The 21,666-nt window shown below is 59.5% G+C and carries 20 protein-coding genes; 13 read left to right on the top strand and 7 right to left on the bottom strand.

All coding sequences use genetic code 11. From position 1 onward, the window contains the following. Positions 1-110 precede the first annotated feature (110 nt). A complete protein-coding gene (locus tag ACM6IQ_RS27940; protein WP_017341568.1) occupies positions 111-1,022 on the top strand; it encodes a LysR substrate-binding domain-containing protein in 912 nt (303 codons plus the stop codon). Between the two features lie 55 nt (positions 1,023-1,077). Here the strand turns inward: ACM6IQ_RS27940 and ACM6IQ_RS27945 are convergent, their stop codons facing one another. Together ACM6IQ_RS27945 and ACM6IQ_RS27950 are read right to left on the bottom strand one after the other, a co-directional pair. Next, on the bottom strand, positions 1,078-1,671 hold the full coding sequence (locus tag ACM6IQ_RS27945; protein WP_017341567.1) for a hypothetical protein: 594 nt from the start codon (positions 1,669-1,671) through the stop codon (positions 1,078-1,080). Positions 1,672-1,727: 56 nt separating this feature from the next. Then, complete coding sequence (locus tag ACM6IQ_RS27950; RefSeq protein WP_414880360.1) at positions 1,728-2,402, bottom strand: hypothetical protein; 675 nt, start codon at positions 2,400-2,402, stop codon at positions 1,728-1,730. 450 nt (positions 2,403-2,852) lie between these two features. Between ACM6IQ_RS27950 and purE the strand changes: the two genes are divergently transcribed. The 4 genes from purE (at position 2,853) to ACM6IQ_RS27970 (ending at position 5,419) form a co-directional block, all read left to right on the top strand. After that, a complete protein-coding gene (gene purE, locus ACM6IQ_RS27955; RefSeq protein WP_017341565.1) occupies positions 2,853-3,344 on the top strand; it encodes a 5-(carboxyamino)imidazole ribonucleotide mutase in 492 nt (163 codons plus the stop codon). 11 nt (positions 3,345-3,355) lie between these two features. Next, the gene (locus ACM6IQ_RS27960; protein ID WP_414880361.1) at positions 3,356-4,438 is read left to right on the top strand and encodes a 5-(carboxyamino)imidazole ribonucleotide synthase; all 1,083 of its coding nucleotides are present in this window, start codon (positions 3,356-3,358) and stop codon (positions 4,436-4,438) included. Between the two features lie 110 nt (positions 4,439-4,548). Then, positions 4,549-4,794, top strand: coding sequence for a GlsB/YeaQ/YmgE family stress response membrane protein (locus tag ACM6IQ_RS27965; RefSeq protein ID WP_017341563.1), 246 nt, complete (start codon positions 4,549-4,551; stop codon positions 4,792-4,794). Positions 4,795-4,882: 88 nt separating this feature from the next. After that, on the top strand, positions 4,883-5,419 hold the full coding sequence (locus tag ACM6IQ_RS27970) for a DUF3299 domain-containing protein (RefSeq protein WP_414880374.1): 537 nt from the start codon (positions 4,883-4,885) through the stop codon (positions 5,417-5,419). A 125-nt stretch (positions 5,420-5,544) separates the two neighbouring features. On the opposite strand, the gene ACM6IQ_RS27975 is transcribed toward ACM6IQ_RS27970, so the two are convergent. Beyond that, the gene (locus ACM6IQ_RS27975; RefSeq protein WP_414880362.1) at positions 5,545-6,444 is read right to left on the bottom strand and encodes a D-hexose-6-phosphate mutarotase; all 900 of its coding nucleotides are present in this window, start codon (positions 6,442-6,444) and stop codon (positions 5,545-5,547) included. A gap of 57 nt (positions 6,445-6,501) precedes the next feature. Next, positions 6,502-6,906 (bottom strand): acyl-CoA thioesterase, encoded by a 405-nt coding sequence (locus ACM6IQ_RS27980; protein ID WP_007896491.1) that lies wholly within the window; start codon positions 6,904-6,906, stop codon positions 6,502-6,504. 361 nt (positions 6,907-7,267) lie between these two features. Between ACM6IQ_RS27980 and ACM6IQ_RS27985 the strand changes: the two genes are divergently transcribed. The 8 genes from ACM6IQ_RS27985 (at position 7,268) to ACM6IQ_RS28020 (ending at position 17,927) form a co-directional block, all read left to right on the top strand. Continuing rightward, positions 7,268-8,566, top strand: a complete 1,299-nt coding sequence (locus ACM6IQ_RS27985) for an MFS transporter (protein WP_017341560.1) — start codon at positions 7,268-7,270, stop codon at positions 8,564-8,566. 231 nt (positions 8,567-8,797) lie between these two features. Beyond that, positions 8,798-9,796 carry a phosphate ABC transporter substrate-binding protein PstS family protein gene (locus ACM6IQ_RS27990; RefSeq protein ID WP_414880363.1) on the top strand — a complete coding sequence of 333 codons (999 nt, stop codon included), beginning with the start codon at positions 8,798-8,800 and terminating at the stop codon, positions 9,794-9,796. Between the two features lie 420 nt (positions 9,797-10,216). Next, a complete protein-coding gene (locus ACM6IQ_RS27995; RefSeq protein ID WP_193393012.1) occupies positions 10,217-12,250 on the top strand; it encodes an ABC transporter permease subunit in 2,034 nt (677 codons plus the stop codon). A 15-nt stretch (positions 12,251-12,265) separates the two neighbouring features. Then, a complete protein-coding gene (gene pstA, locus ACM6IQ_RS28000) occupies positions 12,266-13,936 on the top strand; it encodes a phosphate ABC transporter permease PstA (RefSeq protein ID WP_017341557.1) in 1,671 nt (556 codons plus the stop codon). A gap of 145 nt (positions 13,937-14,081) precedes the next feature. Then, positions 14,082-14,915, top strand: a complete 834-nt coding sequence (pstB, locus tag ACM6IQ_RS28005; RefSeq protein WP_017341556.1) for a phosphate ABC transporter ATP-binding protein PstB — start codon at positions 14,082-14,084, stop codon at positions 14,913-14,915. Positions 14,916-14,986: 71 nt separating this feature from the next. Continuing rightward, a complete protein-coding gene (phoU, locus tag ACM6IQ_RS28010) occupies positions 14,987-15,748 on the top strand; it encodes a phosphate signaling complex protein PhoU (protein ID WP_017341555.1) in 762 nt (253 codons plus the stop codon). A 167-nt stretch (positions 15,749-15,915) separates the two neighbouring features. Continuing rightward, the gene (locus tag ACM6IQ_RS28015) at positions 15,916-16,824 is read left to right on the top strand and encodes a response regulator (protein ID WP_017341554.1); all 909 of its coding nucleotides are present in this window, start codon (positions 15,916-15,918) and stop codon (positions 16,822-16,824) included. 206 nt (positions 16,825-17,030) lie between these two features. After that, positions 17,031-17,927 (top strand): peptidoglycan DD-metalloendopeptidase family protein, encoded by an 897-nt coding sequence (locus ACM6IQ_RS28020; protein WP_017341553.1) that lies wholly within the window; start codon positions 17,031-17,033, stop codon positions 17,925-17,927. A 166-nt stretch (positions 17,928-18,093) separates the two neighbouring features. On the opposite strand, the gene ACM6IQ_RS28025 is transcribed toward ACM6IQ_RS28020, so the two are convergent. From ACM6IQ_RS28025 to phoB, 3 genes are all read right to left on the bottom strand, one after another. Beyond that, entirely contained in the window at positions 18,094-19,434 is a 1,341-nt protein-coding gene (locus tag ACM6IQ_RS28025) for a hemolysin family protein (RefSeq protein ID WP_017341552.1), read from the bottom strand. Positions 19,435-19,557: 123 nt separating this feature from the next. Then, positions 19,558-20,844 carry a phosphate regulon sensor histidine kinase PhoR gene (gene phoR / locus ACM6IQ_RS28030; protein ID WP_238588334.1) on the bottom strand — a complete coding sequence of 429 codons (1,287 nt, stop codon included), beginning with the start codon at positions 20,842-20,844 and terminating at the stop codon, positions 19,558-19,560. Between the two features lie 81 nt (positions 20,845-20,925). Further along, a complete protein-coding gene (gene phoB / locus ACM6IQ_RS28035) occupies positions 20,926-21,615 on the bottom strand; it encodes a phosphate regulon transcriptional regulator PhoB (protein ID WP_007896474.1) in 690 nt (229 codons plus the stop codon). Between the last annotated feature and the right edge of the window lie 51 nt (positions 21,616-21,666).

The following is a 21,666-nucleotide window of genomic DNA, read 5'->3' on the forward strand; positions in this document are numbered from 1 at the left end:
TCGGCCAATGCTGTTAAACACTGGCCTATGCATATTCGGCATAATGCCTGTGTGACGTCGTGTGTGCGGCGAGCGTGTGACCTAATTTGGTGCGTGTCCGGGAGGACGTGATGAATCTGGAAAGTAAATGGCTTGAGGACTTCAGTGCCCTGGCCGCCACCCGCAGCTTCTCCCAGGCTGCGGAACGCCGCTTCGTGACGCAGCCGGCGTTCAGCCGACGGATCCGCAGCCTCGAAGCCGCACTGGGGCTGCAACTGGTCAACCGTTCGCGCACGCCGGTCGAGTTGACGGCGGCGGGGCAGTTGTTCCTGGTCACCGCACGGACCGTGGTCGAGCAGCTCGGCGAAGTCCTGCGCCACCTGCACCATCTGGAAGGCGGGCAGGGTGAAGTGATGCAGGTCGCCGCCGCCCACTCCCTGGCATTGGGCTTCTTTCCGCGCTGGATCGCGCAGTTGCGTAATGAAGGTTTGAACATTGCTACACGGCTGGTGGCGACCAACGTTGGCGACGCGGTGCATGCATTGCGCGAAGGCGGGTGCGATCTGATGCTGGCGTTCTATGACCCTGACGCCGCCATGCAGATGGACCCGGAGATCTTTCCGTCACTGCATCTGGGGCACACGGAAATGCTGCCGGTGTGTGCGGCGGATGCCAATGGCAAGCCGCTGTTCGATCTGGAGGGCGAAGCCAGCGTTCCTTTGTTGGCCTACAGCGCCGGAGCATTTCTAGGACGTTCGGTGAACGGCTTGCTGCGCCAGCGTGCGCTGAGGTTTACCACGGTGTACGAAACCGCCATGGCTGACAGCTTGAAAAGCATGGCCTTGGAAGGGTTGGGGATTGCCTGGGTCCCGCAACTGAGCGTACGGGCCGAATTGGCTCGTGGTGAACTGGTGGTCTGTGGCGGCCCGCAATGGCATGTGCCGCTGGAGATTCGTCTTTACCGCTGCGCACTGGTGCGCAAGGCGAACGTGCGATTGTTGTGGCGCAAGCTGGAAGGCGGGGCGGCTAGCCCCGCTTCCTGAGTCGGGTGCAAGCCCATGCGAAAGGCTCGCACCCGATGATCAGCTCACCGGTGTTTCAGTCGAACTGATCGAGGTAGTGACGAATATTCTCTCGGTTCTTGTCGCTGAAACGGTAGGCATTGCCACGAAACGTGGTCGCCCAGTCAGCTTTCATGACCGTGTCATGCCACCAGCCGTCATAGATCACGTCTGCATCGTCATGGGTGGCCCCGAACATGTGGCCCACCTCGTGGGCGGGTGCCATGTAATAAAATATCGAAGCGATTCCACTCTGGCCTTTTTCGATCGCGGCGCCGGCAACGCTGCTGTTGATTGGGCTGCGAGTTAACAAGAGGAATTTATTGAGGTCTGGATCATAAGGGCGGCTCTCCTCCACCTTCGAAGTAAACTCTTTAACCATTGCTTTCCAGCCCTGACCTGAATCGTAGACACTTTCATTTTTGTAATGGTAATGGGTCATTCCCGGAGACGTGGCTTTAGAGCTGAAGATGATTGTGACGCCACGACCGGATATATGCTCAAGCTCGGTTTTCAGCCAGGCGAAGTGGTCGTCGTAAAGTTTTCCTTCATCGTACCCGTCCAGGTCGTCGTGGATAAAAACAATTAAAAGTATAGGTTTTTTTGCTTGATTGGTTTTAATGTGTTTCATGCGGTTTTCCTTGTTGTTATTCATTGTTGGGGTGGGAGAGGGCCGTCGTGGAACTTTCAATACAGGCTGTCGACATAGGCCTTGATACGTTTTTCGTTTGCTTGGCTAAAAACATAACAATTAGAGCGAAGCACAAACGATTCCGGGAACATAAAGGTTTCACACCACCATCCGTTATAAATAATTTCGCTGTCGTCATGGCGTGCATTAAAGGTATGCCCGAGTTCATGCCCTATTGCCTGCCCTTGTTCAAACGAGGCGATCGCGGAGTGTCCGGGTAGAGTCGCGAGCCCTCCGATGCCGCCCATTAGCGGACTGCCATTGATATAATCGTTGGTGATCAAGAGAATCCGGTCATTGCGTGAAGACAAAAACTCGTTGTTTTTGTGTCGTTCTTTTTTATATTCCCAGCTGAGCTTTTTCCACTCTTCAAACATTTTATGGGGGGTGTCAGATTTGTAGTTGAAGTTGGTATAGGGTGGGCGGTTCCGATCGAAGACCACTGAGATGTCGCGGCCAGTGATACGCTTGAACTCGATGACAAAGGGTCGAATTCGATCAACGTAGGTTAAGTTTCGTTTCGATTCAGGAACATCGTCATGGAAGATGACGAAAATCCGGATCGGATTAAAAGGATCGTCTTTGAGTGTATTGCCATTTGCTGCATGGGCACAGATATGGATGCTCAAGGTGGTGACAAGTGTCAGTAGTGCTTTTAATAAAGTGTGCATGATCAAGGCTCGTGGAAAAATCGCTCTCGGTGATTTGGTTGAGGGCGTTAAGAGGGGTCATTGATTAAGTAAGTGGCACGTTAGTTTGGTGCCGCTTTATATATAGCACGAGTTTTTTCCGGATCTAAACTTGTTGATATCCCTTATTTATTACTTGGTGTTTTAAAGTGATAAATGGAACTTCTTGTGCGCATTGGTCAGCGAGGGGGTTATTGCCCTGAAGGGCGGCGGTGGGCTCTGTGCGCTCTTGACCTTCAAGTCAATAAAACCGGCACTTTGTGCCGTATGACAGATGGTCGTTTCGGGGGCTGTTTATCCGCTTCATTGAGGTATACTGCGCGGCCTTCGGCCGGTTCGTCCGGCCATTTTTCGTACAATCAAGCCACGCATTTTGCGTGGCTTGTTGTTTTTTGACGCGCCTGCGGGCGCCCAGAGAGAAGAGGCACGACGATGAGTGCACTGGTTGGCGTGATCATGGGCTCCAAGTCCGATTGGTCCACCCTTAGCCACACCGCCGATATGCTGGAAAAGCTCGGCATCCCTTATGAGGTGAAAGTGGTCTCTGCCCACCGCACCCCGGACCTGCTGTTCCAGTACGCCGAAGAGGCCGAGGCGCGTGGCATCGAGGTGATCATCGCCGGTGCCGGTGGCGCGGCCCACTTGCCAGGCATGTGTGCGGCCAAGACCCACCTGCCGGTGCTGGGCGTTCCGGTGCAGTCGTCGATGCTCTCGGGCGTCGATTCGCTGCTTTCCATCGTGCAGATGCCTGCGGGCATTCCGGTCGCCACCCTGGCCATCGGCAAGGCAGGCGCAATCAACGCAGCGCTGCTGTCGGCGAGTATCCTTGGCGCCAAGCACCCGCAGTTCCACGCGGTGCTGAAAACCTTCCGTGCTGAGCAGACAGACAGCGTCCTGGAAAATCCAGACCCACGCATCGCCTGAGGTTGTTGACGATGAAGATCGGTGTAATCGGTGGCGGCCAGTTGGGTCGCATGTTGGCGCTGGCGGGTACTCCGCTGGGCATGAACTTCGCTTTCCTGGACCCCGCGCCGGATGCTTGCGCAGCCGCGTTGGGCGAACACCTGCGGGCCGATTACGGCGATCAGGATCACCTGCGTCAGCTGGCCGAAGAAGTCGATCTGGTGACGTTCGAGTTCGAAAGCGTCCCGGCCGAAACCGTGGCATTCCTGTCGCAGTTCGTCCCGGTCTACCCGAGCGCCGAAGCCCTGCGCATCGCCCGCGATCGCTGGTTCGAGAAGAGCATGTTCAAGGACCTGGGGATTCCCACCCCGGCGTTCGCCGACATCCAGTCGCAAGCCGATCTGGAGGCCGCCGTGGCCTCCATCGGTCTGCCAGCCGTATTGAAAACCCGCACCCTGGGTTACGACGGCAAGGGCCAGAAAGTCCTGCGCACCGCTGAAGACGTGGTCGGCACCTTCGCTGAACTGGGCAGCGTTGCCTGCCTGCTGGAAGGCTTCGTGCCGTTCACCGGCGAAGTGTCGCTGATTGCCGTGCGTGCCCGCGATGGCGAAACCAAGTTCTACCCGCTGGTTCACAACACCCACGACAGTGGCATCCTCAAGCTGTCCGTGGCCAGCACCGACCACCCGTTGCAAGCCTTGGCCGAAGACTACTCCAGCCGCGTGCTCAAGCAGTTGAACTACGTTGGCGTGATGGCGTTCGAGTTCTTTGAAGTCGACGGTGGCCTGAAGGCCAACGAAATTGCGCCGCGCGTTCACAACTCCGGGCACTGGACCACCGAAGGCGCCGAATGCAGCCAGTTCGAAAACCACCTGCGGGCCGTTGCCGGTCTGCCGCTGGGGTCGACGGCCAAGGTGGGCGAGAGCGCGATGCTCAACTTCATCGGCAAAGTGCCAGAGACCGAAAAAGTCCTGGCCATCGCCGATTGCCATCTGCATCACTACGGCAAAGCGTTCAAGGTCGGCCGCAAGGTCGGTCACGCCAACCTGCGTTGTGCAGACCGCGAGACACTGGCGGCACAGATCCTCAAGGTCGAAGCGCTGATCGCCGAATAAACAGTTTCATGTGGCGGCGGCGGAACCATTCAGGGGCCGCCGTTCTCTCATGGCAGGATGCGAAAGTCTGACTAGTCTTTCGCATAACCAACCAATCAGAGGGAAATGCCATGGGAATTATCGGAACCATCTTTATCGGCTTGATTGTCGGCCTGCTGGCCCGGTTCCTGAAGCCGGGTGATGACAGCATGGGTTGGATCATGACCATCCTGCTCGGTATCGGCGGTTCGCTGGCGGCCACTTACGGCGGTCAGGCCCTGGGCTTCTATCAGGCCGGCCAGGGCGCGGGCTTCCTGGGTGCGCTGGTTGGCGCCGTGGTATTGCTGGTGATCTACGGCTTGATCAAAAAGAACTGATCCAGGCGACAAAGCCCTCTCTGCGCCGCACGCAGGGAGGGCTAGAATGCTCGGCGTTCTACCGTCCTTTCTCTTGCCGAGCACCTTCATGCGCCGTCTTCTGTTGACTCTTCTTCTACTGGGTTCGGGCCTTGCCCATGCCGGCGAACTGCCGGAAACCGACTGGCTCGAACTGATGCCCAAGTCGGACCAGAAAGCCCTCGAGGCCATGCCCGAAATCGATCACAACTCCCCCGAAGCCAATGGCACCTTTACCGAAAAGGGTGGCATGAAGCAGAGCAAGGGCTTGCCGGCGGTGATGTACTCCACCAAAACCGTGCCGTCGATGAACGACAGGAACATTCGTATCGGCGGTTATCCGGTGCCGCTGGAATCAGACGCCAAGGGCCGCAGCACGCTGTTCTTCCTCGTGCCATATCCGGGCGCCTGCATCCACGTGCCGCCACCGCCGCCTAACCAGTTGGTGCTGGTGCGCTATCCGAAAGGGTTGAAGCTGGATGGTATCTACACGCCGCTCTGGGTGACCGGCACGTTGAAGATCGAGAAGGTCAACAACGATCTGGCCGATGCGGCGTATGCGCTGGATGCGGCGAAAGTTCGGGTGGTGCAGGAATCAGATCTCTAGCAGCCAGCCAAAATAACTGTGGGAGCCAGCCTGCTGGCGATAGCGGTCCGTCAGGCACTTTCAAGTTGACTGACATGACACCATCGCCAGCAGGCTGGCTCCCACAGTTCGTATTGCGGTGTTGATTAGAGAAGTGTGCTGGCGATGTTCACACCGAGGGTGTGGGTGGCGCCCGGTTTCAGCGTGATCACATCATCCATCACATTCGCCGTCTCGATGCACAGCATGCGCTGCCAGCCATCGTCTGCCATATCACTGAACGCCGCCGCGCGATCAATCCACGGGTTCCAGATCACTGCCGTGCGCGAACCGCTGCTGGTCAGCTCGATGTGCCGCTCCCACGCCGGATCGACAATGCTCAGCTTCGCCGGGGTGTTCAGGTAGATGCGATCGGTCTCGCCGGTAAAGCGCAGGTCACCGGTCTGGGTCTTGGTTTTCCAGTCTTCCAGGGTCTCGATGTAATTCAAGCCATCCAGCCCTTCAACGTGCACATTGCGCACGTCGCTGACCGCGAAATAGCTGTGCAGCGCCTGGCTGATGGTGACGGTATCGGTGCCCTGGTTGTGGCTGGTCAGGCTGATGTGCAGTTGCTCATCCAGTCGAATGCTCAACTTCAAATCCACCTGATGCGGCCAGCCCGGAAAGCCGCCTTCGGGGTAGGGCAGGACAAATTCCACCTTCAGGCTTTCCCCTTCGGTTTCGATGCCGCCCAGCTCCCAGTCCATCGCCCGTACAAAGCCGTGGGCGGTCGGCGGTTCGTTGCTGACGCGCATCGCCTGGACGCTCTGCGGGTTGCGCGAAAGGTTGCCGAACCACGGCCAGCACACCGGCACGCCGGCGCGGATGCTCTTGCCGGTCTTGAACACAGCCTCGTCGTTGAGCCAGATCAGCGGCGGTTGGCCAGCCAATTGATAACTCAGGATGTGCGCGCCTTGCTGGGCCACCAGCAATTCGGCCTGACCGTGGCGGATGCGCCAGCAGTTCAGTTCATCCAGTTTTACGGCTTCAACGTTGGGCGTGCTCATGGGGCAACTCTCGATCGGGAACGATGGCAGCTATGGACCGCAAAACGGTCGCCGTGTTTAACGCGCGCGTGGCGGAACCGAACGGGTGCGACCGCTGCCATCGATGGCAACAAACACAAACACGGCTTCAGTGACTTTACGCCACTCGCTCGACAGCGGATCGTCGCTCCAGACTTCGACCATCATCTGAATCGAGCTGCGGCCGATTTCCAGTGCCTGGGTATAGAAGGAGAGCTGAGCGCCCACCGCCACCGGAACCAGGAACGCCATGCGATCGATCGCCACGGTAGCCACCCGGCCGCCAGCGACTTTGCTGGCCATTGCGGTGCCGGCCAAATCCATCTGCGCCACCAGCCAGCCGCCGAAAATATCGCCGAAACCGTTGGTTTCACGAGGAAGCGCGGTGATTTGCAGGGCCAGGTCGCCTTGCGGGATTGGATCTTCTTGTTCGAGCTCTATCATGCCGGGGGTGCCTCTGACCCGTGACTCTTCATTGGTACTTCAGGTGAATAGCCGTCTCAAGGAAAAACGATTCAGCCCCGAACATACTACGTTCGTCACGTTTTTCGTGAGGCGCCTAAAGGGAAACTCTGCGAAATCGACTGGTTGGCCAGCAGCGTCTTCGCACAGCAACCCTTTCAAGCTGTTCAAGATCGCGAGTATATCGATCGGTAGACTCCGAGACGACCGTCCGGTTCTCATTTTGACCGTCAAATACGCACCTCTATGTGCTTTTTCGAACAATTTGCTATCGTGCCGGACCTGCCCAAGCCTCCGCCAGCGTTGTTGGGGTTGCAGATCCGACTATTAGAGAAGCCTTGCCATGACCACAGCGCCCTCGAGCATCGCGCAGCCGACCCAGCCCGCACGTCCGTTGACCCGCAATGATTACAAGACTTTATCGCTGTCCGCCCTGGGCGGCGCGCTGGAGTTCTACGACTTCATCATTTTCGTGTTCTTCGCCACGGTGGTCGGCAAGCTGTTCTTCCCGGCCGATATGCCCGAGTGGCTGCGCCTGATGCAGACCTTCGGCATCTTTGCCGCCGGCTACCTGGCGCGGCCGCTGGGCGGCATTGTGATGGCGCACTTCGGCGACCTGTTGGGTCGCAAGAAGATGTTCACCCTGAGTATTTTCATGATGGCGGTGCCGACCCTGATCATGGGTTTGCTGCCGACGTACGCGCAGATCGGCATGTGGGCGCCGATCCTGTTGCTGCTGATGCGCGTGATTCAAGGCGCGGCGATTGGCGGTGAAGTGCCTGGCGCATGGGTCTTCGTTTCCGAACACGTGCCGCAGCGGCACATCGGCTACGCCTGCGGCACCCTGACCAGCGGTCTGACCGCGGGCATCCTCCTGGGCTCACTGGTTGCCACGGCGATCAACAGCCTTTACACGCCGGTGGAAGTGGCGGATTACGCATGGCGGATCCCATTCCTGCTGGGCGGCGTGTTTGGTCTGTTCTCGGTTTACCTGCGCCGCTGGCTGCACGAGACGCCAGTGTTCGCCGAACTGCAACTGCGCAAGGCCCTGGCCGAAGAAGTGCCGCTGCGCGCTGTGTTGCGCGACCATCGCGGGGCGATTCTGATTTCCATGCTGCTGACCTGGTTGCTGTCCGCTGCCATCGTGGTGTTGATTTTGATGACCCCGACCGTGTTGCAGACGGTTCACCACTTCTCGGCGACCACCGCCCTGCAGTCCAACAGCGTGGCGATCGTGTTCCTGAGCGTTGGCTGCATCATTGCCGGTGCCCTGGCAGATCGCTTCGGCGCAGGCCGGGTGTTCGTGTTCGGCTGTGCTGCGTTACTGGCCAGCTCCTGGACCTTCTACCACAGCCTGGCCGAGCATCCTGACTGGCTGTTCCCTATGTACGCCTTGACTGGCTTGCTGGTGGGCACCATCGGCGCGGTTCCGTATGTCATGGTCAAGGCATTCCCGCCGGTGGTGCGCTTCAGCGGCCTGTCGTTCTCTTATAACGTGGCTTACGCCATCTTCGGTGGCCTGACGCCGATGATCGTGAGCCTGCTGCTCAAGGAGAGCCCGATGGGCCCGGCGTATTACGTCGCGGTTCTGTGCGGGGTCGGGATCCTGGTGGGGGCGTATCTCTGGAAGAAGGGGCGCTGATCCCTAAATTGTCTGTAGCTATACCGGCCCCAATCGCCAGCAGGCTGGCTCCCACATTGAAATGCATTCCAAAGTGGGAGCCAGCCTGCTGGCGACCAGGGCGCATGAATTATCCGGTAAAAACTCGAATGCTGGCCTTTCATCCAATTGTCATATTTCAGCCATAGAGTGTTCACACGGCCTGCTGATACTTGGCCCCGACTAACACACCCTATCTGCTAGGAGTAAGGCATGAAACTGAAGCGTTTGATGGCGGCAATGACTTTTGTCGCTGCTGGCGTTGCGACTGCCAACGCGGTTGCCGCTGTTGACCCTGCTATCCCGAGCTACACCAAGACCACTGGTGTGTCGGGCAACCTGTCCAGCGTCGGTTCCGATACCCTGGCCAACCTCATGACCCTGTGGGCTGAGAACTACAAAAAAGAATACCCGAACGTCAACATCCAGATTCAGGCTGCTGGTTCTTCTACCGCGCCACCTGCGCTGACTGAAGGCACCGCTAACCTGGGCCCGATGAGCCGCAAGATGAAGGACAACGAGCTGCAGGCCTTCGAAACCAAATACGGCTACAAGCCAACCGCTATCCCGGTTGCCGTGGACGCCCTGGCTGTCTTCGTGCACAAAGACAACCCGATCCAGCACATGACCATGGAGCAAGTCGACGCGATCTTCTCCTCGACTCGTCTGTGCGGTGCTAAAACCGACGTGAAAACCTGGGGTGATCTGGGCGTGACGGGCGACCTGGCCAACAAGCCGGTTCAACTGTTCGGTCGTAACTCGGTATCCGGCACCTACGGCTACTTCAAAGAAGAAGCCCTGTGCAAAGGCGACTACAAGCCAAACGTCAACGAACAACCAGGCTCGGCTTCGGTCGTGCAGTCGATCAGCTCTTCGCTGAACGGTGTTGGTTACTCGGGCATCGGCTACAAAACCGCGAGCGTGAAAACGGTGGCCCTGGCCAAGAAAGGCAGCACCGAGTTCATCGAAGACAGCGAAGAAAACGCCCTGAACGGCAAGTACCCGCTGTCGCGTTTCCTCTACGTTTACGTCAACAAAGCCCCGAACAAGCCTCTGGCCCCGCTGGAAGCCGAGTTCGTGAAACTGATTCTGTCCAAACAGGGTCAGGAAGTTGTAGTGAAAGACGGCTACATCCCACTGCCAGCCAAGGTTGCTGCAAAAGCACTGGCTGACCTGGGTCTGCAAGAAGGCGGTAGCGTCGCAAAGAAGTAACACCTTAGGTCCGGGGTAAACCCCGGACCTGTGTAGGAGCTGTCGAGGGAACCGAGGCTGCTCCTACACCCCCCCCAATTTTTTGGTCCACTGCCAGTTCCCGCTGGCGGCGGATTTGCTGCGTCACTGCATTGTCATCTTTCTGTCATACAGGATCGCTAGGGTGTGCGCATGAATGATCTGGCCAATTCCACCATGACTACAAATCCCCCCAAGCGAATTGATTTCAATACGCCTGAATTGCAACGCAAGCGTCGCATCCGCGCGCTCAAGGATCGCCTGACCCGCTGGTACGTCCTCGTGGGCGGCCTTGCCGTTCTTGGCGCGATCACGTTGATCTTCTTCTTCCTCGCCTACGTTGTCTTCCCCCTGTTCCAGGGTGCCGACCTGACCGCCAAGGAATCCATCACGCCCGCCTGGATGCAAGACGCCGGCAAGCCGTTGATGATCTCTCTGGAAGAGCAGAACCAGGTCGCCATGCGAGTTTCCGACAAAGGGCAGGCGCTGTTTTTTGACATCGACAGTGGCGCTGAACTCAAGCGCGTCGATCTGCCGATCCCGGCCGGCACCACCGTGACCTCCATCGGCGAAGACCAGCCCGGCCATCCGCTGGTCGCGGTAGGTCTGTCCAACGGTCAGGCGCTGGTGTTCCGTCATACCTATAAAGTCAGCTATCCGGATGGCAAGAAAACCATCTCGCCGGCGATCGAATACCCGTATGGCGAAACGCCGATCGCGCTGAACGAAGCGGGCGGTGCGCTGGAGCACGTCAGCCTCAACGCCACGGATTCGACCCTGATGCTGGTCGGTTCCACCGGTTCGCAACTCAATGTGCTCTCGCTGACCAGCGAAGAAAACATGATGACCGGCGAAGTCACCAACGAGCAGAAGCGCATCGAGCTGCCGCAAATGACCGAGCCGGTGAAGAACATCTTCGTCGACCCGCGTCAGCAGTGGCTGTATGTGATTAACGGCCGTGCGCAAGCCGACGTGTTCAGCTTGCGCGACAAGAGCCTCAATGGTCGCTACAAATTGCTCGAAAACGGCGATGCCGAAATTACCGCCAGCACCCAACTGGTGGGCGGTATCTCGCTGATCCTCGGCGACTCCAAGGGTGGTCTGGCCCAGTGGTTCATGGCCCGCGATCCGGATGGTGAGCTGCGCCTGAAGCAGATTCGCACCTTCCAGATGGGCACCACGCCGATTGTTGAAATCACCGCCGAAGAACGTCGCAAAGGCTTCATTGCCCTCGACGCCTCCGGCAAGCTCGGCGTGTTCCACAGTACCGCGCACCGCACCTTGCTGGTGGATCAGGTCGTCGATGGCCAAGGCCTTTTCGGTCTGTCACCACGGGCCAACCGCATCATCGTGGAGCAGGGTGGCAAGCTGCAACCGCTGCTGCTCGACAACCCGCACCCGGAAGTTTCGTGGAGCGCGCTGTGGAGCAAGGTCTGGTACGAGAACTACGACGAGCCTAAATACGTCTGGCAATCAACCGCCGCCAACACCGATTTCGAACCCAAGCTGAGCCTGTCGCCGCTGACCTTCGGCACCCTGAAAGCCGCGTTCTACGCCATGCTGCTGGCCGCTCCACTGGCCGTCGCTGCGGCGATCTACACCGCATACTTCATGGCCCCGGGCATGCGTCGCAAGGTCAAGCCGGTGATCGAGCTGATGGAAGCGATGCCGACGGTGATCCTCGGTTTCTTCGCCGGCCTGTTCCTCGCGCCTTATGTAGAAGGGCATTTGCCGGGCATTTTCAGCCTGCTGATGCTCTTGCCGATCGGCATCCTGGTGGCCGGCTTCGTCTTCAGTCGCCTGCCTGAGTCCATTCGCCTGAAAGTGCCGGATGGCTGGGAGAGTGCGATTCTGATCCCGGTGATCCTGTTTGTAGGCTGGCTCTCGCTGTACATGAGCCCGTTCATGGAGAACTGGTTCTTCGGCGGCGACATGCGCATGTGGATCTCCCACGACCTGGGCATCACCTACGACCAGCGCAACGCACTGGTGGTCGGTCTGGCCATGGGCTTCGCGGTGATCCCGAACATCTACTCCATTGCCGAAGACGCCGTGTTCAGCGTGCCTCGCGGCCTGACCCTCGGTTCCCTGGCGCTCGGTGCCACGCCGTGGCAGACCATGACGCGGGTGGTGATCCTCACCGCCAGCCCGGGCATCTTCTCGGCGCTGATGATCGGCATGGGCCGTGCGGTCGGTGAAACCATGATCGTACTGATGGCCACCGGCAACACCCCGGTCATGGAAATGAACCTGTTCGAAGGTCTGCGTACGCTGGCGGCCAACGTCGCAGTGGAAATGCCCGAATCGGAAGTCGGCGGCAGCCACTACCGCGTGCTGTTCCTCTCCGCGCTGGTGCTGCTGTTGTTCACCTTCGTCATGAACACCCTCGCAGAACTGATTCGTCAGCGTCTGCGCAAGAAATACTCGTCGCTTTAAGAAAGGTAGAAGTCTGTGAAACAGAACTCCCTGAATGGATGGTTCAAGAGCGGCGCCCCCGGCGTCTGGATCAGCGGTGGCGCGGTGTCCATTGCGGTCATCATGACCATTGGCCTGCTCGCGGTGATTGCCGTGCGTGGCCTGGGTCACTTCTGGCCGGCGGATTTGATTCACGCCAGCTACGACGTGCCCGGCCAGGCCAATCACCTGGTCATCGGCGAAATCGTGCAGAAAGAAGAAGTGCCGCGCGAACGCCTTAAAAGCGCTGGCCTGCCGGTGCCCGATGAGGGCCCGGAGTTCATGACCCGCGAGCTGATCAAGGTCGGCAACCGTGACCTGAACGGCAACGACTTCACCTGGATCGTCGGCGAGTGGCTGACTAACCAAACCACTCCGCCAGAACTCATGGCTATCGAGCGTCGCGAGTGGGGCAATTTCTACGGCTATCTGGTCAACGTCAAACAGGAAGGCAAAGTCATTGCTGAAGGCGAAGCCGCGTGGCCTGAGTTGCAGGCTCGCGTTGCCCGCGTCAACGAGCTCGCCGCACAGCTCAAGACCCTGGAAAAAGTCGACATCGGCGCGATCAACGCCGGCCTCGAACGCATCCGCCTGCACGGTCGCAAGCTCGAGCTGAACGGCACCCTTGACGCCGCTGCACAAGCGGACATGGAATCCGACCGCGCCGAGCTGAACGCCCGTTATCAGGACGTCGAAGCACGTCTTGCCGACCTGCACGCCCAGTTCAACCGCGACAGCCTGACGGCCCGCGATGCCAACGGCAAAGAAGTCGTGATCGACATCGGCAAAGTGGTTCACGCCTACCAGCCGAACGCCATGGGCACGATGACCAAGATCGGCTTCTACTTCAGCAAGGTCTGGGAATTCCTCAGCGACGACCCGCGTGAAGCGAACACCGAAGGCGGGATCTTCCCGGCGATTTTCGGCACCGTGATGATGACCCTGATCATGGCGATGATCGTGACCCCGTTCGGTGTACTGGCAGCGGTTTACCTGCGCGAATACGCCAAGCAGAACGCACTGACCCGGATTATCCGCATCGCCGTGAACAACCTGGCGGGCGTTCCGGCCATCGTTTACGGCGTGTTCGGCCTGGGCTTCTTCGTTTATGTGCTGGGCGGCTCGGTCGACCGGTTGTTCTTCCCTGAAGCGCTGCCGGCACCGACCTTCGGTACGCCGGGTCTGCTCTGGGCTTCCCTGACCCTGGCATTGCTGGCGGTGCCGGTGGTGATCGTGGCCACTGAAGAAGGCCTGGCGCGGATTCCTCGCACCGTGCGTGAAGGCTCGCTGGCCCTCGGCGCGACCAAGGCGGAAACCTTGTGGAAGATCGTGCTGCCGATGGCCAGCCCGGCCATGATGACCGGCATGATCCTCGCCGTGGCTCGCGCCGCCGGTGAAGTGGCGCCGCTGATGCTGGTGGGCGTGGTGAAACTGGCACCGTCGCTGCCGCTGGATGGCAACTACCCGTACCTTCACCTTGACCAGAAGATCATGCACCTGGGCTTCCATATTTATGACGTCGGCTTCCAGAGCCCGAACGTCGAAGCCGCACGACCGCTGGTGTACGCCACGGCGCTGCTGCTGGTACTGGTGATTGCGACATTGAACCTGTCGGCTGTTTATATCCGCAACCATCTGCGCGAAAAATACAAAGCGCTGGATAGCTGATTTGCAGCATTGATTTCTATATGTGGGAGCCAGCCTGCTGGCGATTCAGGCACTGCGGTTTAACTCTGATACCGCGGTGATGCCTTCGCCAGCCGGCTGGCTCCCACAAAAACCGAACCGAATTTGTCAGCACAGGGAGCCTCCCATGCAGCACGAAGCACATACCCACGGCATCAACATGTCTGCCCTGGGCCGCGACAAGCAGAGCCTGAGCCTGGCGCAGGAAACCGTGGCCATCGAAGTGCCGGGCCTGAGCCTGTTCTACGGCGACAAACAAGCGCTGTTCGACGTCAGCATGAACATCCCGAAACAGCGCGTGACCGCCTTCATCGGCCCGTCCGGCTGCGGCAAGTCCACGCTGCTGCGCACCTTCAACCGCATGAACGATCTGGTTGACGGCTGCCGCGTAGAAGGCGAAATCAACCTCTACGGCAATAACATCTACCGCAAGGGCGAAGACGTGGCCGAGCTGCGCCGTCGCGTCGGCATGGTGTTCCAGAAGCCGAACCCGTTCCCGAAAACCATCTACGAGAACGTGGTTTACGGTCTGCGCATCCAGGGCATCAACAAGAAGCGCATTCTTGACGAAGCCGTCGAGTGGGCGTTGAAAGGCGCGGCACTGTGGGACGAAGTCAAAGACCGTCTGCACGAATCGGCACTCGGCCTGTCCGGTGGCCAGCAACAACGTCTGGTGATCGCGCGCACCATCGCCGTGGAGCCGGAAGTGCTGCTGCTCGACGAACCGTGCTCGGCACTCGACCCGATCTCGACGCTGAAAGTCGAAGAGCTGATCTACGAACTGAAATCGAAGTTCACCATCGTCATCGTGACCCACAACATGCAACAGGCCGCACGGGTTTCCGACTACACGGCGTTCATGTACATGGGCAAACTGGTGGAATTCGGCGATACCGACACCCTGTTCACCAATCCGGCGAAGAAGCAGACCGAAGACTACATCACCGGTCGTTACGGCTAGGAAGCTGTGGTTGCTCACTGAACTGACGCTGCGGCCCACCGCACCTTACCGGACGCTCCAAGGACGCCAACATGATTAGTAAAGAAGGCCTTACCCATCACATCTCCGCACAGTTCAACGCCGAGCTGGAGGAAGTGCGCAGCCACCTCCTGGCCATGGGCGGCCTGGTCGAGAAGCAGGTCAACGACGCGGTGACCGCGCTGATCGAGGCCGACTCCGGCCTGGCCCAGCAGGTTCGCGAGATCGATGACCAGATCAACCAGATGGAACGCAACATCGACGAAGAATGCCTGCGCATTCTGGCCCGTCGTCAGCCGGCAGCGTCCGACTTGCGTCTGATCATCAGCATCTCCAAGTCGGTGATCGACCTTGAGCGCATTGGCGACGAATCGACCAAGATCGCCCGCCGCGCCATCCAGTTGTGCGAGGAAGGCGAGGCCCCGCGCGGTTACGTTGAAGTCCGCCACATCGGCGACCAGGTGCGCAACATGGTGCGTGACGCACTGGACGCGTTTGCCCGCTTCGACGCCGACCTGGCGTTGTCGGTGGCGCAGTACGACAAGATCATCGACCGCGAATACAAGACCGCCCTGCGTGAGCTCGCCACCTACATGATGGAAGACCCGCGCTCTATCTCGCGGGTTCTGAGCATCATCTGGGTGCTGCGCTCGCTGGAACGGATCGGCGACCACGCGCGCAATATCTCCGAGCTGGTGATTTACCTGGTGCGCGGCACCGATGTGCGTCACCTGGGCCTCAAGCGCATGAAGCAAGAAGTTGAAGGCACAAGTGGCGAAACCGCTAATGTTCCGGGCGAAGTTGACGATAAGTAAGATTGCCCAAGTAAAGCGCCCGGCCTTTTGGCCGGGCGTTTTTGTTTACGGGCTTACGAATTCGAAGCAGCACCCGCGAACGAAAAGTCCCGGCGTGACTGAAGGTTTTTGGCAATGTGCCATCAGCAAAGCGGTATGCTTGCCGGGATTTTTTTAAGGGGTGATGGATGAGTAAGGTCAGTGTGTTGGTCGTGGACGATGCGTCGTTCATTCGTGACCTGGTGAAAAAGTGCCTGCGCAACTACTTCCCGGGGATCCGGATCGAAGACGCGGTCAACGGCAGGAAGGCTCAGGCCTTGCTGGCACGGGAAGCGTTCGACCTGGTCCTGTGCGACTGGGAAATGCCGGAAATGTCCGGCCTGGAATTGCTGACCTGGTGCCGCGAGCAGGACAACCTCAAGACCATGCCCTTTGTCATGGTGACCAGCCGTGGCGACAAAGAGAACGTCGTCCAGGCGATCCAGGCCGGTGTTTCCGGCTACGTCAGCAAGCCGTTCACCAACGAGCAACTGCTGACCAAGGTCAAGCAGGCGCTGAACAAGGTCGGCAAGCTCGATACCTTGATGAACAGCGCGCCGACCAAAATGAACTCGGCGTTCGGCAACGATTCGTTGAGCGCGTTGACCGGCGGCAAGGCGGAAGTGGTCGCGGCGGCCCCCGCCCCGGTTGCTGCGCCATCCCGAGGTCTGCTCAACAGCCCGCCCGTCAAGGCTCCGGTTGCTGCCGCTGCAGCCTCCGGCGGTCGTGGGCAAGGTCAGCTGCGCCTGCCGAACGGCATTCAGCCATGCGTTATCAAGGCCTTGAGCCTCAAGGAAGCGCTGCTGGTCGTGAAACGCACCGATGCGCTGCCGCAAGTGCTCGACAGCGCCGTGCTTGACATGGAGCAGGGTGACAACGCTGAAGTCGCCCGCCTGAACGGTTACCTGCACGCCATCGTCGCTCATGAGCAGAAACCCGACAGCGAATGGCTGCAGTTGACGTTCCGCTTTGTCGATCAGGACGCGCAGAAACTGGATTACATCTCACGTTTGATAGCACGTGGTACGGCGCAGAAGCATTTCGTACCCGGCGCGTGATCTTCGTCGCCTGACAGTCCGTCTTCGCGAGCAACCCCGCTCCCACATTGGAACGTGTTCCCCTGTGGGAGCGGGGTTGCTCGCGAAGGGGCCCTCAAATTTGCCGCACATCCGCTGAACTGCCCATTTTGAAACATCTGCCGACTACCCGGGTCCATTGCAGCTGCTAGGCTCATCCCCAGGCCTTACTCGACAGAATCCTGCCCATGCTTGCGCGCCTGCTGTTTTTCTGTGGTCTGTCCATGGCGTCCACTTTGGCCATGGCCATGACCATCTACAAATCCACCGATGCCAATGGCGTGGTCTCCTATAGCGACCGCCCCACGAAGGGCTCCCAGGTGTTCACGTTTCGTGATCGCATGGTCGAACACCTCGAGCGTCAGGTGTACCTCGTTATTACGAAGAAGAAGGGCGTGGACAGCGTTTACGTGCGCAATGACCTGTATGCGCCGGTAGAGATCGAGCTGAGTTTCGCCGGGCTGCAAAACGTCAGTGGTGCGCCGAGCCGGCCGATTCGCCGGGTCATGCCGGCGCGCAGCAGCATTCGTCTGGCGCTGCTCACGGCGACGAAAGCGGAGATGCCGCTGGCATACACCCCCAAATTCGAATACTCCCTGGGCGACCCCTCAGGGGCTGCCATGGCCTATCGATACCCGTTCCCCTGGCGTGGCGGACCGTTTCGGCTAAGTCAGGGCAACAATGGACAGTACAGCCACTTTGGTCCAAGAAATCGCTACGCCATGGACATTGCCATGCCCGTAGGCACGCCGATCGTCGCGGCGCGAGGCGGGGTGGTGGTGAAAACCGAGAATGCCCAGACCGGGCGCGGCAACGATCCGTCGGGCAACTTCGTGCGGATATTGCACGATGACGGCACGATGGGCGTTTACCTGCACCTCAAGCAAGGGTCGGTAAGCGTTCGCGAAGGGCAGCGGGTGTCGGTGGGCAGTCCGCTGGCGCTGTCGGGCAATACCGGCAACAGCAGCGGGCCGCACCTGCATTTCGTGGTACAGCGCAATACCGGGTTGGGGCTGGTGTCGATTCCGTACCAGTTCAATCAACCGGTGGGGGCGCTGCCCAACTTTGCGTTGGGCAAGCAGTGAAGGTGATGGCGATCCACTGTGGCGAGGGAGCTTGCTCCCGCTCGGCTGCGCAGCAGTCGTAAACAGGTGAATGCGGTGTGCCTGGAGGATCGCGGTTGCAGGATGTTGGGCCGCTTCGCAGCCCGGCGGGAGCAAGCGCCCTCGCCACAAAAATCCCTGCCGACAGTTAATCTAGCATCAACACCTTGGCCAAAATGATCTTCGGTCCTTTCATCTTCTTGATGATGATCCGCAGGCCTTCGACCTCCAACACTTCCTCCTCTTCCGGCACCCGTTTCAGGGTTTCGTAGACCAGCCCGGCGAGGGTTTCGGCTTCGACGTGATCCAGATCGATGCCCAGCAGGCGTTCGACCTTGAACAGAGGTGTATCACCGCGCACCAGCAGCTTGCCCGGCTGATACGCGAGGATCCCGCGCTCAGCCTTGCGGTGTTCGTCCTGAATGTCGCCGACCAGCACTTCCAGCACGTCTTCCATGGTCAGGTAGCCGATGATGTTGCCGTCGGCCTCTTCGACCAGGGCGAAGTGCGAACCGCCTTTGCGGAACTGCTCCAGCAACTGCGACAGCGGCATGTGCCGCGACACACGCTCCAGCGGCCGGGTCAGTTCGGCCAGGTTGAACGACTCGGGAATGTGGTCCAGGGCCGCCAGTTCCAGCAACAGGTCCTTGATGTGCAGCAGGCCGACGAACTCCTGGCGATCGCTGTCGTACACCGGATAACGGCTGAACTTGTGGCGACGAAACATCGCCAGGATTTCCTTGAGCGGTGCGTTGAACTCCAGCGTTACCAGGTCTTCGCGGGAGTTGGCCCAGTCGACCACTTCCAGTTCGCCCATTTCCACAGCGGAGGCGAGTACGCGCATGCCTTGGTCGCTCGGGTCCTGGCCACGGCTGGAGTGCAGGATCAGTTTCAGTTCTTCACGGCTGTAATGGTGCTCGTGATGGGGGCCGGGCTCACCCTGGCCGGCGATCCGCAGAATCGTGTTGGCGCTGGCATTGAGCAGGTAAATCGCCGGGTACATCGCCCAATAGAACAGGTACAGGGGCACGGCGGTCCACAGCGACAGCAACTCGGGTTTACGGATGGCCCAGGATTTCGGGGCCAGTTCGCCGACCACAATGTGCAGGTACGAGATCACAAAGAACGCGGCGAAGAACGACACGCCTTTGATCACCTCGGGCGACTGCACGCCGACGGCTTCAAGGATCGGTTCGAGGATGTGCGCGAACGCTGGTTCACCGACCCAGCCGAGGCCGAGGGAGGCGAGGGTGATACCCAGTTGGCACGCCGACAGGTAGGCATCGAGCTGACTGTGCACGGTGCGCAGGATGTGCCCGCGCCAGCCGTTTTTCTCAGCGATGGCCTCGACCCGGGTCGAGCGCAGTTTGACCATGGCAAATTCCGCCGCAACGAAAAAGCCGTTGAGCAAAACCAGGATCAGAGCAAAAAGAATCATGCCGAAATCGGCGAAGAGTGTCGCGAGGGTCAAGCCAGGGGAAGGGTCCATGATGGAGTTTTGCGGGTTCCGTGTATTCGAAAGGAAAGAAAAAAGTGCACCTGAAAGGCAGGCACAAGTCAGCCAATGTAGCGGCTGACTTGTCGATTGCCTAGTGGCGAGTGCCGGTCGGTATCAATCGGCCGTGCTGATAAGTCGTGTTTTGGTGACTTGGGCCGGCGCGAAATGGCAGGTAAACGTACTGCCGTGGCCCGGTACGCTGCTGATTTCCATCCGTGCGCGGTGGCGCAGCAACACGTGTTTGACGATCGCCAGCCCGAGCCCGGTGCCACCGGTGTTGGAATTGCGGCTGGAGTCGACACGGTAGAAACGTTCGGTCAGGCGCGGCAGGTGTTTGCTGTCGATGCCGATGCCGGAGTCCTGAACGCTCAGGTGCGCGCCTTGCTCGTCTCCCCACCAGCGAATACGGATATTGCCTTCGGCCGGGGTGTACTTCACCGCATTGAACACCAGGTTGGAAAACGCGCTGCGCAGTTCGGCTTCGCTGCCCTTGAGCTGAATCGTCGGGTCGGCTTCGAGGGTGATGTGCTGATTTTTTTGCCCGGACAGTTGCTGGGCGTCGCCCTTGATCGATTGCAGCAAGCCGTCGATGGCCACGGGCTGGTTGTCCGACGGGTAATCGGTGGCTTCCAGTTTGGCCAGCAGCAGCAAATCGTTGAGCAGCGTCTGCATGCGCCCGCCCTGTTGCTGCATTTGCTGCAAGGCACGGCTCCAGCGCGGGTTCACGTCCTCGACATTGTCGAGCAGGGTTTCCAGGTAGCCGCAGATTACCGTCAACGGCGTGCGCAATTCGTGGGAGACGTTGGCGATGAAGTCCTTGCGCATCTGCTCCAGCTGATGGATGCGCGTCACGTCGCGCACCAGCATCAAGTGTTCGTTGTTGCCGTAGCGGGTGATATACAGCTGAATGCGCAGGCGATCGTTGATCGGCGACGGGATTTCCAGCGGTTCGGCATAGCTGTCCTGCTCGAAATATTCCTTGAAGCGCGGATGGCGCACCAGGTTGGTCACCGGTTGTCCGCTGTCTTGCGGGGTCTTGAGACCGAGCAGGGTTTCCGCCGCGCGGTTCCACCATTCGAGGTTGCCGTCGGTGTCGAGCATGATCACCGCGTCTTTCAGCGCGGCGGTGGACTCCTGGACCCGGTCGATCACCGCTTGCAGGCGCCCGCGCACGCGTTGGTCGCGGCGTTGCAGGTGATAGATGCTGTCGAACACTTCGCCCCACAGGCCATAGCCATCCGGCGGTGCTTCGTCGGGTTTGTGCAGGCGCAGCCACTCGTGCAGACGCAGCAATTGCTTGAGGGTCCAGGCCAGGTAAAGGCCCAGGCCCGCGGCGAGACTCCAGCCGTAGTAGCCGGTGATCAGGCCGACCACCAGGCAGGCGGTGACCAGTAGCAGCATGTGGCGAATCAGGGTGCCATGCCAGTTTTGGTTCACTTGAACGCGCGTCCTTGTCAGCTTGTCGGGCGGGAAAGGTCCGGATCAGGCTTTGGTAGAAAAGCGGTAACCGGTGCCGCGCACGGTTTGTACCAGATTTTCGTAGGCATCGCCGAGGGCTTTGCGCAGGCGACGGATGTGCACGTCGACGGTGCGTTCCTCGACATACACGTTGCCGCCCCAGACCTGATCCAGCAACTGGCCACGGGTGTAGGCGCGTTCCTGGTGGGTCATGAAAAATTGCAGCAAGCGGTATTCGGTCGGGCCCATCTCGGCCGGTTTGCCGTCGATGGTCACGCGATGACTGATCGGGTCCAGCAGCAGGCCGCCGACTTCGATCGGTGCCTCGCCATCGGTAGGCCCGGCACGGCGCAGCACAGCCTTCAGGCGTGCGACCAGCTCACGTGGGGAAAAGGGTTTGGTGATGTAGTCGTCGGCGCCGACTTCCAGGCCCTGGATCTTGTTGTCCTCTTCGCCCTTGGCGGTGAGCATGATGATCGGGATGTCCCCGGTCAGCTCATCGCGCTTCAAACGGCGGGCCAATTCGATGCCGGAGGTGCCGGGCAGCATCCAGTCGAGCAGGATCAGGTCCGGTTTGCGGTCGACGATGATGGCGTGGGCCTGCTGCGAGTTCTCGGCCTCCAGGCAGTCATAGCCGGCCATTTCCAACGCAACGGCGATCATTTCGCGAATGGGCGCTTCGTCGTCGACGATCAGAATGCTCCTGCCAACCATGCCATTAATCCTCTTGTCATTTAACTGTCTTGCGCCGCATTAGATAACGGA

Origin of the sequence: Pseudomonas sp. IT-P100 (genome assembly GCF_949767185.1) — a bacterium.
GTDB lineage: Bacteria > Pseudomonadota > Gammaproteobacteria > Pseudomonadales > Pseudomonadaceae > Aquipseudomonas > Aquipseudomonas fluorescens_B.